This is a genomic window from Kitasatospora sp. NPDC058218, assembly GCF_042882445.1.
Classification (GTDB): domain Bacteria; phylum Actinomycetota; class Actinomycetes; order Streptomycetales; family Streptomycetaceae; genus Kitasatospora.
This window is the reverse complement of sequence record NZ_JBHVWC010000001.1, coordinates 148,017-163,710: the sequence shown is the minus strand read 5'-3', so window position 1 is coordinate 163,710 and position 15,694 is coordinate 148,017. Positions and strand designations below refer to the sequence as shown.

At 73.7% G+C, this 15,694-nt stretch carries 12 protein-coding genes; 2 read left to right on the top strand and 10 right to left on the bottom strand.

From position 1 onward, the window contains the following. The first annotated feature begins 122 nt into the window (after positions 1-122). On the top strand, positions 123-2,423 hold the full coding sequence (locus ACFVYI_RS00625) for an ATP-binding protein (RefSeq protein WP_387879852.1): 2,301 nt from the start codon (positions 123-125) through the stop codon (positions 2,421-2,423). Between the two features lie 253 nt (positions 2,424-2,676). On the opposite strand, the gene ACFVYI_RS00620 is transcribed toward ACFVYI_RS00625, so the two are convergent. Further along, positions 2,677-3,363, bottom strand: coding sequence for a GNAT family N-acetyltransferase (locus tag ACFVYI_RS00620; RefSeq protein ID WP_387879850.1), 687 nt, complete (start codon positions 3,361-3,363; stop codon positions 2,677-2,679). A gap of 41 nt (positions 3,364-3,404) precedes the next feature. Here ACFVYI_RS00620 and ACFVYI_RS00615 point away from each other — a divergent pair, with 41 nt between their 5' ends. Then, positions 3,405-3,731, top strand: a complete 327-nt coding sequence (locus ACFVYI_RS00615) for a hypothetical protein (RefSeq protein WP_387879848.1) — start codon at positions 3,405-3,407, stop codon at positions 3,729-3,731. Positions 3,732-4,097: 366 nt separating this feature from the next. On the opposite strand, the gene ACFVYI_RS00610 is transcribed toward ACFVYI_RS00615, so the two are convergent. The 9 genes from ACFVYI_RS00610 to ACFVYI_RS00570 form a co-directional block, all read right to left on the bottom strand. Next, the gene (locus ACFVYI_RS00610) at positions 4,098-4,958 is read right to left on the bottom strand and encodes a hypothetical protein (RefSeq protein ID WP_387879846.1); all 861 of its coding nucleotides are present in this window, start codon (positions 4,956-4,958) and stop codon (positions 4,098-4,100) included. A 769-nt stretch (positions 4,959-5,727) separates the two neighbouring features. Further along, entirely contained in the window at positions 5,728-6,198 is a 471-nt protein-coding gene (locus tag ACFVYI_RS00605) for a hypothetical protein (RefSeq protein ID WP_387879844.1), read from the bottom strand. A 107-nt stretch (positions 6,199-6,305) separates the two neighbouring features. Next, positions 6,306-7,949 carry an alpha/beta hydrolase gene (locus ACFVYI_RS00600; protein ID WP_387879841.1) on the bottom strand — a complete coding sequence of 548 codons (1,644 nt, stop codon included), beginning with the start codon at positions 7,947-7,949 and terminating at the stop codon, positions 6,306-6,308. A 143-nt stretch (positions 7,950-8,092) separates the two neighbouring features. Next, positions 8,093-8,254, bottom strand: coding sequence for a hypothetical protein (locus ACFVYI_RS00595; RefSeq protein ID WP_387879838.1), 162 nt, complete (start codon positions 8,252-8,254; stop codon positions 8,093-8,095). A 341-nt stretch (positions 8,255-8,595) separates the two neighbouring features. Next, positions 8,596-9,498: a helix-turn-helix domain-containing protein gene (locus tag ACFVYI_RS00590; protein WP_387879835.1), complete on the bottom strand. Its 903-nt coding sequence runs from the start codon at positions 9,496-9,498 to the stop codon at positions 8,596-8,598. Between the two features lie 194 nt (positions 9,499-9,692). Continuing rightward, positions 9,693-9,872, bottom strand: coding sequence for an alpha/beta fold hydrolase (locus ACFVYI_RS00585; RefSeq protein ID WP_387879832.1), 180 nt, complete (start codon positions 9,870-9,872; stop codon positions 9,693-9,695). A 327-nt stretch (positions 9,873-10,199) separates the two neighbouring features. Then, positions 10,200-11,168 (bottom strand): alpha/beta hydrolase, encoded by a 969-nt coding sequence (locus ACFVYI_RS00580; RefSeq protein WP_387879829.1) that lies wholly within the window; start codon positions 11,166-11,168, stop codon positions 10,200-10,202. Between the two features lie 369 nt (positions 11,169-11,537). Continuing rightward, entirely contained in the window at positions 11,538-12,503 is a 966-nt protein-coding gene (locus ACFVYI_RS00575; RefSeq protein WP_387879826.1) for a helix-turn-helix domain-containing protein, read from the bottom strand. 255 nt (positions 12,504-12,758) lie between these two features. Next, complete coding sequence (locus ACFVYI_RS00570; protein ID WP_387879824.1) at positions 12,759-15,485, bottom strand: BREX system ATP-binding domain-containing protein; 2,727 nt, start codon at positions 15,483-15,485, stop codon at positions 12,759-12,761. Positions 15,486-15,694: the final 209 nt, after the last annotated feature.

Sequence of the window (15,694 nt, the reverse complement as noted above, 5' to 3'; positions counted from 1 at the left end):
CGCGGGGTGGCAGCCGGGCGGGGCACCGCCTGACCAGTGGCCGGAAGCAGCAGGTCATCACAGGTCGTCGCAGGTCAGAGCCGTCCACCGGTATGATGATTCCTCACCTATCGGGGGGTCAGATGAGCCAGCCGGAGCCTCCGGCCCTGGGGCCGCTGCTGCGCGCGCACCGCCACGACGCCGGGTTGACCCTGGAGGAGCTGGCGGAGGGTTCGGGGGTCAGCGGCCGCGCCATCGGCGACATGGAGCGCGGCCACAGTCGCGGCCCGCAGGCCCGGACCGTCCAGGCCCTCGCCACCGCCCTCGGGCTCGGCCCGGCCGACACCGAGGCGCTGCTGGACGCGGCCCGCGCGGGCCGGCGGCGGCATTCGGCCACCGAGGCGCCCGGCCTCTGCGACCTGCCGCCCGCAGTACCCGACTTCACCGGCCGCGAGGCCGAGACCGGCTGGCTCGCCCGGACTGCCGGCGCCCCGGCCGGTCCACCGGTCTCGATCGTCTCCGGCGCGCCCGGGCTGGGCAAGACCGCACTCGTGGTGCACACCGGGGCACGGCTGGCCGACCGGTTCGCGGACGGCTGCTTCTTCGTCGACCTGCGCGGCCTGGACACCGAACCGGTCGCCCCGCACGACGCCCTGGGCCGCCTGCTGCGGGCCCTGGGCGTCCGCGAGCGCGACCTGCCGGGCGAGACCGACGAGCGCCGCGGGCTCTACCGCCGGCTGATGCGCGAGCGGCAGGCCCTCGTCGTCCTCGACAACGCCGCCCACGAGGCCCAGGTGCGTGCCCTGTTGCCGGGCCCGGGTCAGGGCCGGGTCTGGGTGACCAGCCGCCGCACGCTCGCCGGGATCGAGCACGCGCGGCGGCTCGTCCTGGCGCCGCTGCCCGTCGGCGCCGCCACCGCGCTGCTCGGCGCGATCCTCGCGCAGCGCGAGGACGAGGCGGCCGGTGCGGGCGGGCCGACCGGCACGGACGGGTCCGAACCGGCGGCGCTGGCGCGGATCGCCGAGCTGTGCGGGCACCTGCCACTGGCGCTGCGCATCGCGGGGAACCGGCTGCTCAGCCGGCCCGCCTGGAGCGCGGACGGCCTCGCCGAGCGGCTCGGGGACGAGGATCTGCGCCTGCAGCGCCTGACCGCCGGGGATCTGCGCATCCGCTCGGCGTTCCGGCTCTCCTACGAACAGCTCTCCGAGCCGGTGCGCCGCCTCTTCCGCCGACTGGCGCTCGTCCCGGGTGCGGACTTCGACACGGGGGCGGGCGCCGCCCTCACCGGTCTGCGGCCGGACGTGGTCGAGGAGATGCTCGACGAGCTCCTCGACCTGGGCCTGCTCGGCCACACCGTTGGCGACCGGCTGCTCTTCCACGACCTGCTGCGGCTCTACGCGCGCGAGCGGCTCCAGGAGGAGGAGAACCCGCAGGAGGTCGCCGCCGCCGAGGCTGCGCTGCACCGCTGGCTGCTCGACACCGCGGCGGCGGCCGGTCAGTGGTTCCAACCCGGCCCGTCACCGGCCGACCGCGCGACCGCGCCGGCCGGGTTCGGCTCGGCCCGGGCCGCGCAGGCCTGGCTGGAGGTCGAGAGCGCCAACTGGCTGGCCGCGCTGCGCGTCGCGGCCGCGGCCGGCCGCCACGACGAGGTGGTGCGGACCGCGGAGTCCATGCACTGGTTCTCCGACCGCTGGACCAACTGGGGCCACTGGCCCACCGTTTTCGGGCTGTCCCGCACGGCGGCGCACGCGCTGGGCGACGACGTCCTCGCGGCCACCCACGCCAACTACCTGGCCTGGGCGGTGCACTACTGCTCGCACCAGCCCCGCGAGTCCTCCGCCATCGCGGAGCAGGCGGCCGAACTCGCCCGCCGGGGCGGGGACGCCACCCAGGAGGCGTGGGCGCACTTCTACGCGGCGGCCGCGGCCATCCGGCTGGGCGAGTCCGGGGAAGCCGTCTCCCGGGCCCGACGCTCGGCCGAGCTGTTCGCCGCGGCGGGCGACCGCGAAGGGCGGCCGCAGGCCCTGCTGGCCCTGGCCTCCGCCCAGGCCGGCAGCGGCGACTACGCCGACGCGGTGGCCACCACCGACGCCATCCTCGGCCTGCTCGCCGACCCGGCCTCCGCGCCCGCCGCCCACATCGGCGACTTCACCCGGACCAACGCGCTCTCCCAGCAGGGGCAGTCGCTACTGGCGCTCGGCCGCGCGCAGGAGGCCGAGCGCACCTACGCCGAAGCCCGCACCGTGGCCGCCCGGGTCGGTGTCCCCCTGCTCCAGGCCATCACCGCCCTCGGCCAGGCGCAGGCCCTGGCCAGGCTCGGCGAGCACGCACGCGCCCTCGAAGCCGCCCGCGAGGCCAGGACCTTCGCCGAGGCCGCCGGCGACCCGGCCCGGCTGGAGGCGGCCAACGCGCTCGAAGCCACCCTGGTGGGCAGCGCGGACTGACCTGGGCCCCTGGACCCCCGTACGGGTCTCGGCCCGGGCCAGCAGGCCAAGCGCGCTCTCTTGGAAAGCGTGTTGGGAGCAATCCCGCACGTGTTCGAATCTCTACCCTCCGCCATGGCTGACCAGCCATGGCGGAGGCCCTGCCCCGGCGGCGGTTTCCAGGGGGCGTTGCAACACGTGGTCGGCCAAGCGCCAGCGGGGAGGTCGCGGAGGCGCTGCGCTGCCAGGCCCGTAGGAACAGATCCCCGGAAACTCAGCCCTCGTGATCGGCGGCGACCCCCAGCACGCCGTTCGGCGACCACTCCTGCTCCAGGATCGAGTAGGTGATCGAGTCGCGCCAGGCCCCGTGGACGAAAACGTGGTCGCGGATCCGCCCGTCCTCGGTCATTCCGGCTCGCAGCAGGGTGCGCGCGGATGCCTCGTTGAGGGGTGAGCGGGCTGCCCAGATGCGGTGCAGGCCGAGGACGTTGAAGCCGAGGGCACACAGCAGGTGGACGGTCTCCGTGCCGAGGCCCTTGCCCCACTCGGCCGAGTGGAGGGCGAAGCCGATGGTGGCGGCCTGCTGCGGCTCGGTGGCCAGACGTGCGTAGCCGATCAGCTGGTGCTCGCCGAGCCGGGTGATGGCGAGGCAGTACTCGGTTCGCGGGGTGGAGTTCGCGGAGGCGATGGAGCGCGTGGTGATGGCCCGGACTTGGTCGAGGGTACGGGGTTCGAAGCTGAGGTGCCGGGTGGCTTCGGGGTCGCCGTAGATGGCCAGGAGGGCGTCGGTGTCGTCGGGTTCGACCTCGCGCAGGGCCAGGCGGGGGCCGGAAGGGTGGACTGGGGTCGTGGCTGCGAAGCCTATCCGTGGGTCACCGGGCGAGGACCGAGGTCGGCGTGGCGGTGAAGGCCTCGATCTCCTGACGCAGGTTGGCGCCCACGATGCCGTTGCGACGGCCATCGGCGCTCAGCGCGGCGTGGACGCGCTGAGCACTGCTGACGATGCCGAAGTTCCGCTGCTCGACCGGGAGGTCGAGGACCGGGCGGACGGTCTACACCCAGCGCGACACCCACCTGCCCGCCCTCGCCGCGTTCGGCGCCACCGTCAACGCGAGCGGATCGGTGATCACCGTCCGGGGCCGGTCCGCGCTTGCCGCCGCCGACGTGGCCGGCGAGGACATCCGGGCGGCAACCGCCCTCGTGATCGCCGCCCTGGCGGCCGAGGGCACCTCTACGATCCGAGGGATGTACCACCTGCGGCGCGGATACGGCAGCCTCCTGCCGAAGTTGGCCGCGCTCGGTGCCGACCTGACGATCAACCAGGAGTAGCCGTGACCCTCACCGTGCCGTGGAACCCGACCACGCTCGACCACCTGCGCGAGTGCCTGGACCTGATGACCGCCGACGGCACCGTCCCCGGCGGCGTCATCGCCCACGGCACCTTCGACACCGAGCCCGGCTACCTGACCTCCGGCATCGTCGCCCCCGAGTGCGGCGATGCCCGGCCGGGCCAAGACCTCCATGGCGGCCGGCTCCATGCCCCTCATCACCATCGTCAGCCCCCACGACAACGACGAGCGCCTTCACCACCCCTGGGACACCGACGACCCATGGCCAGCAGGACATGTCGAGCTTTCCTGCGGCTTCATCGAAAGGGCGTCGCCTCGTCCTGCGTTGTCGCCGAGACCGACGAGGTCACCACAGCGGTGCTTCCCTGTCGTAAAGGCGGAGTTGTGCGCCTTCGTAGGTCAATACCCAGGAGGAACCGTCCTGTTGGATGTCGATGCCTGCGAGTCCGGCCACGGGGTGGCTCATTGCCGCGATGAGGTCGGACGGGTACGGGTAGGACATCCACTCCAGGCACCATAGGTTGCCACTACCCCACAACCGTCGTTCTGCCCGATCGTTGCGCCCACGAGGACGCTTCAGGGTGTTGTGGCACCAGTGCACGTGCCAGCTGCCTTCCGGGTCACGAAGTGTAGAGCGGATGGCGACAGCGGCCAGCAGCCGTCGTGCCGCCACAGTCATCTGCGGGAGAGTGTCCAGCTTGTCCTGCTCTTCGCGCGTGACCGGTTGCTCCACCGAGCGCAGTCGCTGGAGGCGCAACACATCACCTGTCTGCCGAGGGGCTTTGGGTTGACTCAGCTCGGTGATTTCCAAACTGGCCCCAGTAGGCAGGTGCCGCAGCAGGACGGTCTTCCATCCCACAGTGCGTTCCAACCGCAAGCCAGGGATTCCGGACCACGACGGGCTGGCTGCGAGCTGGTCCGCGACGTTGGGGGCCGCAGACACGATGAGGACGAGGTGGTCGTACCGAGGAGAAATCACGGTGCCGTAGTTGAGGGTGGACCCGAGCCACCAGTCAAAACCCGGTGCGGCAAGAATGCCCTGGTTGAACCAGCCGAACGCCAACAGCGCGCGTAGATGTGCCTGAGCAGGACTGCACTCGTCCAGGCCGATCGAGCCGCGGCCCAGACCCGTGCGGGCCGTGATGGGGTGCTCGCCGGTGAAGGCGCTGCGCTGGATTCCCCGCACGCGCGCGGTGGAGTGGGACATGACGAATCCTTCGTGCTGCCCGGCCAGCAAAAGGAGAATCCCTGTCAGCGCATCGGTGCTGAGAACGAGGAACGTAAGGCGGAGTGGGCGCCCTGCACCCGGGATGACAACCTGGCCAGCCGGGCGGCCTCGTCTCATCCTGCGACCCTCCGCCGGCCGCTGCGCCGACCTTAGACCTGGTTATGACTCGCAGAGCGGCGACGCGCCGAGCATTGCACCACGCTGGTTCGCCGCCAACGCCGACGACCGGCACCCCAGCAGGACCGGAATAGGGAGAGCCATGCCTCGCAAGATTCACGCCTACCAGCCTGTACGAGACGCATTTAAAGGCGTAGATCTGCAGGCGATTTTGCGGCGCCTCTCGACGAAGCTGGAGAGTTGCCGAAGCTGCGGCGAGCCCATTGGTCGCAATAGCCCCGCCAATCTCGTCAGTATTCTCAACCACGAGAAGAGGATCAAGTGGCCCGCCCTGGTCCACCCAAGGTGTGGCGGCTCGGCGGCATACGAGACCTCGACCGCCCCCAACCCCAATAAGATCTTCTTCGAGGTCGAGCCCGCCTTGCTGGTGGGCGAGCGAGGCCCCGTGCCGGCACTGATCATCGACGCCTATGGCGGGCTTGCCATCACGGAGAGCGGAGAAGTCCGACTTTGGTCTCGTTCACCCCCGTCCAGCCGCTGCTCTGCGGTTCGCCCCGCCGCAGGTCAGGACTGGTATGAACGCTGGCGGACAGCGTTCGGGAGAATTGGAAAGCGTGTTGGGAGCGATCCCTCACGAGTTCGAGGCGGGTGCGACCGGTCCGGTGGGGGGTTTCAGGCAGGGGGTGGTGACGCCCAGGACCATGCGGTTGTCCCCGGCGGTGCTGGAGACGTCGACGACGTACCGGCTCTCGGGATGGCGTGCGGTGACGATCGAGTTCGGCTGGGTGGCGGGCGTCTCCTGGTAGTCGGAGATCTTCAGCCCTTCCTTCGTGAGGAGGTCCCTGACCTCGCGGACCACGTCGTTGTGCTGGGTGTTGGGGACGTCGCTGTGGACTGCGTAGTCGAGGATGTAGCGGTCGTCGGGCGCGGATTCTCCGTTTCGTCCGACGCAGGGGGTGAAGAGCCGGGCAGCCGGTTCGGCGTTGATCTGGATTCCGGCGGTCTGGGCCAGGTGCTCGGTGATCTGTCGCGCCCAGGCGAGTGCGTCGTCGCGGGACTTGACCGGCAGGGGGGCGTCCTTGCCCGAGCTGGGGTTCGCCATGCAGGCTCCAAGACTTGAGACTGTCAGGGTCGCCGCCACGAGGTACTTCAGTGCCGTGGCGGATGGGCGGGTGGGCGGGCGGGTCATGGGTTCTCCCAGGCGGGGGCTCAGTGGGGGATCGAGCCCCAGAACGGGTCTTCCTTGGGGGTCGTGCTGGGTTTCTGGCCGGCGATGATCCTGCCCTGGTTGATCACGCTCTGCGAGCCGTCCTGCCAGTAGCCGCCGTGCCCCGAGGTGTCGATGTTGATGTTGTGCCCTCCGAATCCCACGATGTGCGGGCTGGGGCCCAGGGAGAACCCGCCGACCAGGCGGGTGGGGTCGTCGGTGGCTTCCCCGACCCAGAGGTGGTCCGGATTGACTGTCAGCTGGTCCGCGTTCAGAACGCCCATGCCCGGGCTGCCGAGAGTCACGATGTCGTCGGCCTGCAGACCGCCCTTCTCGCTGTCGGCGACGCCGACGGCGAAACTGCCGTAACTGTGGGCGATGTAGCTGAGATGGGTCCTCGGCTCGCCGTGCGCCACCCTGAGCCCGTCGGAGAAGCGGCGCATGTCGTCGGCGGCGTCGAGGCCGCGCATGGGGTTCGACGCCTTCGGGATGCTCTCCGGCGTGTCGTAGCCGAGGTAGGAGATCACGGCGACGGTTTCGCCTGTCGTCGTGTACTTGCCAGCCGAGAGTTGAAGCCGGCGAATGTGGTCGATCTGCCCGGGAACACCCGGCAGCTCGGTGTTGGTCCCGGGAACGAAGACCGAAGTGTGGGTGGCCTTGTCCGGGTTGCCGGTCGAGACGATGGCGCGCCCGTCTCCGCCGTAGGCCTCGGGGTCGATGCCCAGGAGGAACATCTGGTGTTGCTCGTCCTTCGCGTCGGCGGTGTCCTCAAGCTTCTTCTTGATCTCGGCCAGTGCGGCCTTGCGCTTGTCGTACGCCGCCTGGTCGAGGCCGAACGAGGCTGGAGTACCGGCCTGCAGGGCGTCGAGTTTCTGGTCGAGCACGAGCCGGTTGGCCTCGTCCCGGACGGTGGCCGGCAGGCCGTCCAGGTTCCCGATCCTGGCCGCGTTCAGGGCGAGGTAGGTCTCCTGCTGGTCTGGTGCGAGGCCCTTCCACCACTCGGCGTTCTTGTGCGGGTCCTTGCCGTCCGGGATGTAGGACTCCACCAGGCCGAGGTCCTTCATCACGTCCGCGGCGTCGGTGCGCGTCTCGGCGACGGCGCCGTTCGCCCGTTGGCCGGTCAGGATGTCCCCGCTCAAGCGCCCGAGGGCGGTGTTGCCCTGGTCGCTCGCCGTCCGGGCGTCCTTCAGCGCCTGGTCGATCCGCGTCTGGTACCCGGCCTTGAGGCCCATGAGGTTGCGGCGCGCGGCCTGGGCGTCCGGGTCGTTGCGGTCCTCCGGGAGCTCCGGCGCAAGGCCGACCGTCCCGTCGGCCGAGACCGTCAGTCCGCAGTCCTGCGCGCGGTGCACCGCGTTCGTCAGGTTCGTGCGCGCCTGGTACATCCGGTCGGCGACCGTGTTCAGCGTCAGCGCGACCGCCTCCGCCTCCACCCGGACCACGTCCAGTTGCTGCTCGGTGCCCGCCATGAACGGGAACGCCGCCCGGGCGTCGGCGCCCTCCCAGTACTGGTGCAGAGGCCCGTTCACCTGGTTGCGATGGCGCGAGCCCACGGTCTCCGCGGTGTGCGCCAGCGCCTTCCAGTTCTTCGCCACGTCACGCAGCCCTTGCGGGTCGAACCTCACCAACAGCTCGTAGAGGCCGCTCACTGCTTCGCCCCCTGCTGGCTCCAGGCGCCGGTCACCGCCTGCTCGTTGTGGCTGTGGGCGTCGGCGTTCGCGTCCAGATTGGTCCCCGTGGCCACGATCCGCTGCTGAAGCGCCGCGAGCGGCGCACTCCAACTGCTCCCCAACTACCCGAGCCCGCCGCAGATCGACCAACCGGCGAGCTGACCACCTGTCGTAGAAGCCGAGGTCAGCGCGGCCTGAACGGGTTTGCCGAGTTCTTCGGCGAGGCCCTTCGCCACCTGTGCCGACGCATGCAGCTCCTGCGGAACAACCTTGACGTCCGCCAACGCGATCTCCCCCCAGAGTCAACGTCTGGTGCGGTACGAACCACACCGGAATTCGCCACCACCATACGCTACGCATTCATTCGAACACGCAAATGATGGGCCTCTTCAGGACACTTGCTCCACCATCGCCCCAGACGTCGACCGCTCCCCCTTCACCCCCGCCCGAAGGGCCTCGGTCCGGAGCGGGCTGTCCCTCTCCGGACACCGCCCGGCCGGCCCACGGCTCGCGACCTCGGCAGCCTCCAGGCCCGGGATCTCCAGCCCCTGGACGGCGGTTGCTGGTGTTCCTGTGGGCAACGGGCACTCCGGCTGCTCCCCTGGTGACAGCCGCGCTCAGCGGGTCAGGCCGGGAGGGCGGGCCAGGTGGCGTCCTCACGGGTGCCCGCTTGCCAGTCGCGCGGGGTGACCCCGTAGGCGGCGCGGAAGACCCGGCTGAAGTGGCTGGTGCTCACGAACCCCCAGCGCCCGGCGACGGCCGCCACCGTGGCCGGGCGGGCCGACGGGCGGGCCAGGTCGCGCCGGCACATCTCCAGGCGCCGGCGCTGGATCCAGCGGCCCACGGTGACGCCCTCGTGCTGGAAGAGCTTGTGGAGGTAGCGCACCGAGAAGTGGTGGGCGGCCGCGATCGTCTCCGGGGTGAGACCGGGATCCCCCAGCCGCCGCAGGATGTACTCCTTCGTCCTGGCGATCGTGGCGCGCAGCTCCTCGGGCACCGGGCCGACCGACCGCCGGCGGTGCTCGTGGGCGAGGACGGTGAGCAGGTCCAGGGCCGTGGTGGCGAGCCGGCCGGCCAGCTGCGGGTCCAGCGAGACCACCGGACGGGCGAGGCGCCCCAGGTAGGCGGCCACCAGCGCGGCCGTCCCGGTGTCCGTCCCGAACGCCGTCCCGGACAGCTCCAGCAGGTCCTCCTCGGCCACCCCGGCCGCTTCCCGGGGCCAGTGGAACGCCGTGCCGGAGTAGGCGTCCGACACCTCCAGGACGACCGGGCGGCCGGCCCGGGCGACCGCGAACGTACCCGGCCGCAACCGCAGCCGGTGGCCGTCCAGCAGCAGCGCGGCCGTGCCGTGCTGCGGGAGGACGAGGGTGATGTGGTCCTCCCGGCCGCACAGCACCACGCTGCGGCCGTGTGCGACCGGCCACGGGCCGGCCACGATCGAGGAGACCCGCAGCGGGCCGAGCCGGTGGCCGGCGATGCTCGCGGCGAAGGGGACGTTCCGGGGCGGGAGGGGGGTGAGGACTGACATCGGTACTCCTGCGACGGCAGCCCGGGCGGGCCCGGGCGGCCGTGTGCTGACACGGGGTGAGGGGAGGGGCGCGGGGCGACGCGGCCCCGCCCTCCCATCCCAGCCGCTCGGGCGGTGGGAGACCAGGAAGAACAGCAGGAGGAACTCCGCCCCGCCGGCACCGCGCGGGCGCCGGTCGGGCGAGGACGCACCGGTCAGGCGAGGAAGGCGGCCAGTTCGGTGTTGACCTCGTCGGCGTGGGTGAAGATCAGGCCGTGCGGTGCGCCCGGGACGATCCGCAGGGTGGCGTCGGCGAGCAGGGCGGCCAGCGGTTCGGCCGACGCGGCCGGTGGCAGGGTGCGGTCGGCGTCGCCGTGCAGGACCAGCACCGGCACGTCGATCCGGGGCAGGTCGGGCCGCAGGTCGGTGCCCCAGGCATCCGCGCAGGCGGCGGTGGCGCGGACGGAGGGCTCCAGGGCCGCTCCCCCGTGGTAGGCGGCCAGGCGGGCACCAGGACCACCGGGCGGCCCGTCCCGTGGTCCTCGTAGTAGAGGCGCACCGGGGCGGCGCTCTCCTCGGCGACGGTCAGGAAGGGCATGCGGGGCTCCGTGGTTCGGTCGGTGCGCGGACTCGTCGACCGTACGGAGGGGCGGGGGCGCGGCTGTGCCGTCAGCGCATGCCCACTGGCCGCCGGGCGACCACGACCGGCGGGCGGGCGACGACTACCAGGAGTGGCGGTGCAGGGCGATGTGCAGCGTGTCCACGGCCTGGATGAGGGCGGAGCGGGCCGAGTCGGTGCGGCAGTGCGAGTCGAGCAGCACGAAGCCGTGCGGGACGCCCTGGTAGCGGGTGGCCACCACGGGGACCCCGGCCCGGCGCAGCCGGGCCGCGTAGGCCTCGCCCTCGTCCCGCAGGACGTCGGCCTCCGCGGTGATCACCAGGGCCGGTGGCAGGCCCGCGAGCTCCTCCAGGCCGGCGCGGAGCGGGGCCGCGGTGGCCTGCGCGCGGTGGGCCGGGTCGGGCAGGTAGGCGTCCCAGAAGCGGCGCATGTCCGCCCGGTGGAGGAAGTACCCCTCGGCGAAGGCGCGGTAGGACGGGGTGTCGAAGTCCGCGTCGGTCACCGGGCAGAGCAGCACCTGGTGGAGCAGCCGGGCGCCGCCGCGCCGGCGCAGCAGCAGGGTCAGGGCGGCGACCAGGTTGGCGCCCGCCGAGTCGCCGGCGGCGGCGATCCGGCTCCCGTCGAGCCCGATCTCGTGCCCGTGCGCGGCGATCCAGCGGGCGACGGCGTAGCACTGCTCGACGGCGACCGGGAAGCGGGCGGCGGGCGGGCGCCCGTAGTCGACGAGGACCACGGCGGCGTCGGCGCCCACGGCGAACTCGCGCAGCAGGTGGCGGTAGCTGTCGGCGTCCCCCAGCGCCCAGCCGAGGCCGTGCAGGAAGAGCACGACCGGGGTCGGCCGGGCGGCGTCGACCGGGCGGACCACCTGGATCCGGACCCGGCCGGCCGGGGTCGGCAGCGCCAACCAGGCGACGTCCGTGTCCTGGTGACCGTCCGACGGGTGCGGGTCGGCCAGGAAGGAGAGGTCCAGCGGCGCGGACGCGTCCGACCTCCGCGCGCGGGCTGCCAGGAACTCCTGGAGGCCGTCGTCGAGGACCGGGCTCCGGCCGTCGGGGGTGGTGCTGTCGGACACGGGTGCGCTCCTGGCGTAGCGGCCGGCCGGGCCGGCTTCGCGGGTGGTCGTCGCCTCGCCCTCACGCCCGGCGCCGCGGCGTGCGGTGGCCGCCGCGGCGGTTCCGGGCACGGCGGCGAGCCGGGGGACTGCCACCGTGCCCGGAGGTCGTACCGGGCGGGGCCGGAGCGCCCGGACGGCACCTCGCCACGCTAGGCGGCGGCCGGCCCGCGAACGGTGCCGAGAGCGAACCGGAATCCGCCCCTCCGCGCACGGCCGCCCCGACGCGCACGCCCCGACGCGGTGGCCCGTCGGTGCGGCAAGCCCGGTCGGTGCATCAGGCCCCGTCGGTACAGCAGGCCCCGTCGGCGGCCAGGCCCCGTCGGCCCGTCAGGCCCCCTCGGTGCGTCGCGCCCGCCACTCGCGCGGGGACGTCCCGTACGCGGCCCGGAAGGCCCGGCTGAAGTGCGCGGGGTTGACGAACCCCCAGCGCTGGGCGACCGCCGAGACCGTCGGTGCACTGCGGCTGCGCCGCCCGAGCTCCCGGGCGCACTCCTCCAGCCGGCGCCGCTGGATCAGCCGGCTCACCGTCACTCCCTCCTTCTCGAAGAGCCGGTGCAGATAGCGCACCGAGATCCGGTGGGCGTCGGCGATGCTCTGCGGGGTCAGCCCGGGATCACCGAGGTGGCGGTCGATGTGGGTGCGGACCAGCCGGACGAGGTGGGTGTTCGCGGCGTCGGGCTCGGCGGCCGGCCGGCCCGCGAGCTCGGCGACGAGGGTGAGGAAGAGGTCGGCGACGCTGCCGGCCAGCAGGTCGCCGACGGCCGCCGGGTAGCTGGGCGCGGCATCGGCGAGGGTGTCGAGGAAGGGGAGCAGCACGGCCCCGAGGCTCTCCTGCGAGCTGACGGCCCGCCCGGTCACCCGCCGGATCTCGGCCTCCGGCACACCGAGCAGCCGGTGCGGCAGGTGGAACACGTGGGAGCGGAAGCGCTGCGGGTAGTCGACCGAGTAGGGCCGCGCGGTGTCGTACAGCACGAGGTCGCCGGCCGCGATCTCGGCCCGGCGGCCGTCCTGGGTCAGCACGGCGCGGCCGGACACCTGGACGCCCACCGCCACCTGGGCCTCCGCCCCGGGCGAGCGCGCGATCAGGCCCGCTGTCCGGGACAGTCGCGTCGCGTCCGCCTCCAGCGTGGACACCCGTAGGCAGCCCAGCCGGTGCGACTCCAGGCGGCCGTCGAACGGGCCGTCGGCGAGTGGCAGCACCTCCACCGGCGCCAGGGCGTGGGACACCGCCCGGCCCCAGTGCACCGCCTTCTCCGCGTCCGGCACCGCAGTGGTCGTGACCTGCAGGTTCACCTGGCTGTCCCCTTCTCTCGGCGTTCACGGCCGAAGCCCCGCACGACCAGCCTGGTCCGGGGAGCGGGCGGTTGCCTAGGTCATCTGACTGTCGCTCCGCCCGGCGGCGGCGGCCGTGCGCCGTGAGGCACGAGGAGTGCACGGCCGGTACAGCGGGCGGGGCACCGCAGGGCCCCGCCGGCACGGCAGGTGACGGGGCGGGACGCGACGCAGCACGGGACGCGACGCGGCCTGGCGGGAAGAGCCCGGCGGGACTCAGTGGCCCTCCAGGGCGCGGGTGAGCGCCGCCCGCGAGGCGATCCCGAGCTTGGGGAAGACCTTGTACAGGTGTGCCGCGACGGTGCGGTGCGAGAGTCCGAGCCGGTGGCCGATCTCCTTGTTGCTCAGGCCGGTCGCGGCGAGCCTGGCGATCCGCAGCTCCTGCCCGGTCAGCGCGTCGGGCGCCCGGTCCGGCTCCGGTGCGAGCGGGCCGCCCGCGGCGCGCAGTTCCTCCTCGCAGCGCCGGGCCCACGGCTCGGCCTGGAGCCGTCGGAAGGCCCGGTGCGCCGCGCGGAGCACCTCCCGGGCGTCGGCCCGGTGGCGGCGGCGCAGCCACGAGCCGTGGGCCAGCCGCAGCCTGGCCAGTTCGAAGACCCACTGGTCGGCGCCCGGCACGGCGTACGCGGCGCGGTAGGCGTCGTCGGCCGCGTCGTCCGCGGCCGCCAGGGCGGCGGCCGCGGCGAACAGGAAGGCGTGGTGGCCGGAGATCTCGCCGGGCCGCTCGGCCTGCGCGGCGGCGGCGTGGGCCCGGGCCTCGGCGCGCCGGCCCGTGTGCACGGCGGCCTCGACCAGGTCGAGGGTGAGCTGGTGGAACCAGGGCAGGCCGCCGGGCAGCTGCCCGGCCGGGGTGAGCCCGGTGAAGTGCGTGTACGCCTCCTCGTACCGCCCGTGCGCCAGGGCGGCCAGGCCCTGCAGGTGGGTCAGCCGGTCCAGCACCAGGCGCATCCCGGCGCGCGCGGCCACCGGTCGGATCAGCTCCACCGTCTCCCGCAGGCCCGCCTCGTCGCCGCGGCCGGCGAGGAAGTGGGCGTGGTAGTGGCGGAACATCAGCGCGTTGCAGTGGTAGCCGAGTTCCTCGGCGGCCTCGGCCTCGCGCAGGCACACGGCGGCGAGGTCCCAGCGGCCGCGCAGGAAGTCCTGGTAGCACTTGGCCTTGGCGACGGAGCCCTGCGTGGCGTAGCCGTGCAGGCCGGTGAAGCGCCGCCAGAGGTCGCCGTCGGCCACGTCGACCGCCGAGGCCGTCCAGAGCAGCAGCCAGGCCGCCCCGGCCTCCTGTTCCTCGCTCATCCGGTCGACGACCGCGCTCAGCTCCCCGGCCACGCCGCCGGCGGTCCGGGCCGGGTCGAGCCAGGCCCGGTGGCAGAGCCGGGCGGGCTCCGAGACGTGCGCGTGGTGCCGCTCCAGCGCCTGCCAGGCCCTGGGGTCGTCGGTGTAGGTCGCGGTGAGCAGCAGTTTGAAGAAGACCTGCTCGGCCAGTCCGTCGAAGGGCTCGGCGCCGGGTGCGGTCAGCGCGTCGAGGGCCGCGGGCAGCAGTGCGGCGGCGGACTCGAAGTCGATCCGGTGGCTCTGGTCGACGTACACGACCGCGTAGGCGAACAGCGGGGCGATGTCGGCCGGCACCGGACCGCTCTTCAGCTCCTCCACCAGGGCCGCGGTGTACCGCAGCTGCCCGCCGCGGGCCGCCATCACCGCCGCCCAGGTGAGCCGGCGGGCACGCTGGTCGGGGTCGGCGCTGAGCACGGCGGCGCGGTCGAGCAGCAGCGCTCCTTCGGCGTCGCCGCCCCGGCGGGCCAGCCCGGTGCCGGCCTCCTGGAGGCGGCGCGCCAGGTCCTCGTCCGGGAACAGGGCCGCGGACGCCTCGTGGACCAGCCGCTGGGGGTCGTGCGGCGCCAGACTCTGCGCGAGCGCGCGGTGGGCCTCGCGCTGCGCGGCCGGCGAAGCCGCCGCGATCACGGCCGTGCGCACCAGGGGGTGGCGGAAGACCAGCCGCCCGGCCGGGTCGAGCCGGGCCAGGCCGCCGGCCTCGATCTGTTCCAGGGCCTCCTGCGCGCCCTGGCCCGCGACGGCCCGCAGCCAGACCCCGCCCGAGGAGTCCGGGCCGGCGGCCAGGGCCGCCAGCAGCAGGAGCCGGCCGGCCGACGGGGTCACCGCCGTGAGCCGTCCGGCGAACATCCGCTCCAGCTGCCGACCCAGCGGCAGGCGGTCGGGCAACGGGACGACGCCCCGCCGCTGTTCGGCGGCCAGCTGCCGCGGCAGTTCCACCAGCGCCAGCGGGTTGCCGGCCGCCTCCCGCAGGACCCGCTGCGCGGCGGTCGCCGCCAGCTGCGGGTAGCTCCGGTGCAGCAGCCGGGCGGCGTCCGGCTCGGAGAGCGCCCGCACCTCGACGGGCTCGGCCGACCACGCCTGGGCCACCGGGCCGCCCGGCCGGCTCGCGCCGACGATCACCAGCGGCAGCTCGGCGCAGCGCCGGCGGACGAACGCGAACACCGTGGCGCTGGAGGAGTCGATCCAGTGCAGGTCGTCCAGCAGCAGCAGGAGCGGCCCGTCCAGCGTGGCCTCGGCGAGCAGCGCCAGGGTGGCGGCGCCGACGGCGAACCCGCTCGGCGCCGTACCGGCCCGGACGCCCAGGGCGCTTTCGAGGGCCTCCCGCTGATGGGTCGACAGCGTGCGGGAGCCGTCCAGCAGGGCCCAGAGCGCCTGGTGGAGCGCCCCGAACGCGAAGTCCGTCTCCGCCTCGGCGCCGACCGCCCGCAGGACGGTGAACCCGCGCTCGCGCGCCTCTCGGGCCGCCCACTCCAGCAGCGTGCTCTTGCCGACACCGGGCTCGCCCCGCACCAGCACGGCGGAGCCGCCCGCACCGTCCGCCGCCCGGGCCAGCGCCGCGTCCAGCCGGTCCGTCTCCCGCCGGCGACCGATCAGGAGCGGGCCGCACACCTCCTGCACCGTCGCTCCCCCGGGCCGGTGGCCACCCGCGGGCGGCCGGGCTGTCGTTCTCCCCGCGCCGGCGCGCGGAACCCGTCGGGCCGGGGTCGCCGGACGGCGACCCGTCGTCGGGCAGGCACAAGGCTAACCGCCCGTCAGCCGTGCGCGCGTCGGTCCGGGAACGCCCGCGGGGCCCCGCACCCGCGCATCGGCGCAGGTGCGGGGCCCTG

Bases quoted from the DNA above. Each gene is read 5' to 3' on its own strand.
- ACFVYI_RS00625 (WP_387879852.1), top strand. From the start codon at position 123: ATGAGCCAGCCGGAGCCTCCGGCCCTGGGGCCGCTGCTGCGCGCGCAC.
- ACFVYI_RS00620 (WP_387879850.1), bottom strand. From the start codon at position 3,363: ATGGCCGTCGCAACGGCATCGTGGGCGCCAACCTGCGTCAGGAGATCG.
- ACFVYI_RS00615 (WP_387879848.1), top strand. From the start codon at position 3,405: ATGCCGAAGTTCCGCTGCTCGACCGGGAGGTCGAGGACCGGGCGGACG.
- ACFVYI_RS00610 (WP_387879846.1), bottom strand. From the start codon at position 4,958: ATGTCCCACTCCACCGCGCGCGTGCGGGGAATCCAGCGCAGCGCCTTC.
- ACFVYI_RS00605 (WP_387879844.1), bottom strand. From the start codon at position 6,198: ATGGCGAACCCCAGCTCGGGCAAGGACGCCCCCCTGCCGGTCAAGTCC.
- ACFVYI_RS00590 (WP_387879835.1), bottom strand. From the start codon at position 9,498: ATGTCAGTCCTCACCCCCCTCCCGCCCCGGAACGTCCCCTTCGCCGCG.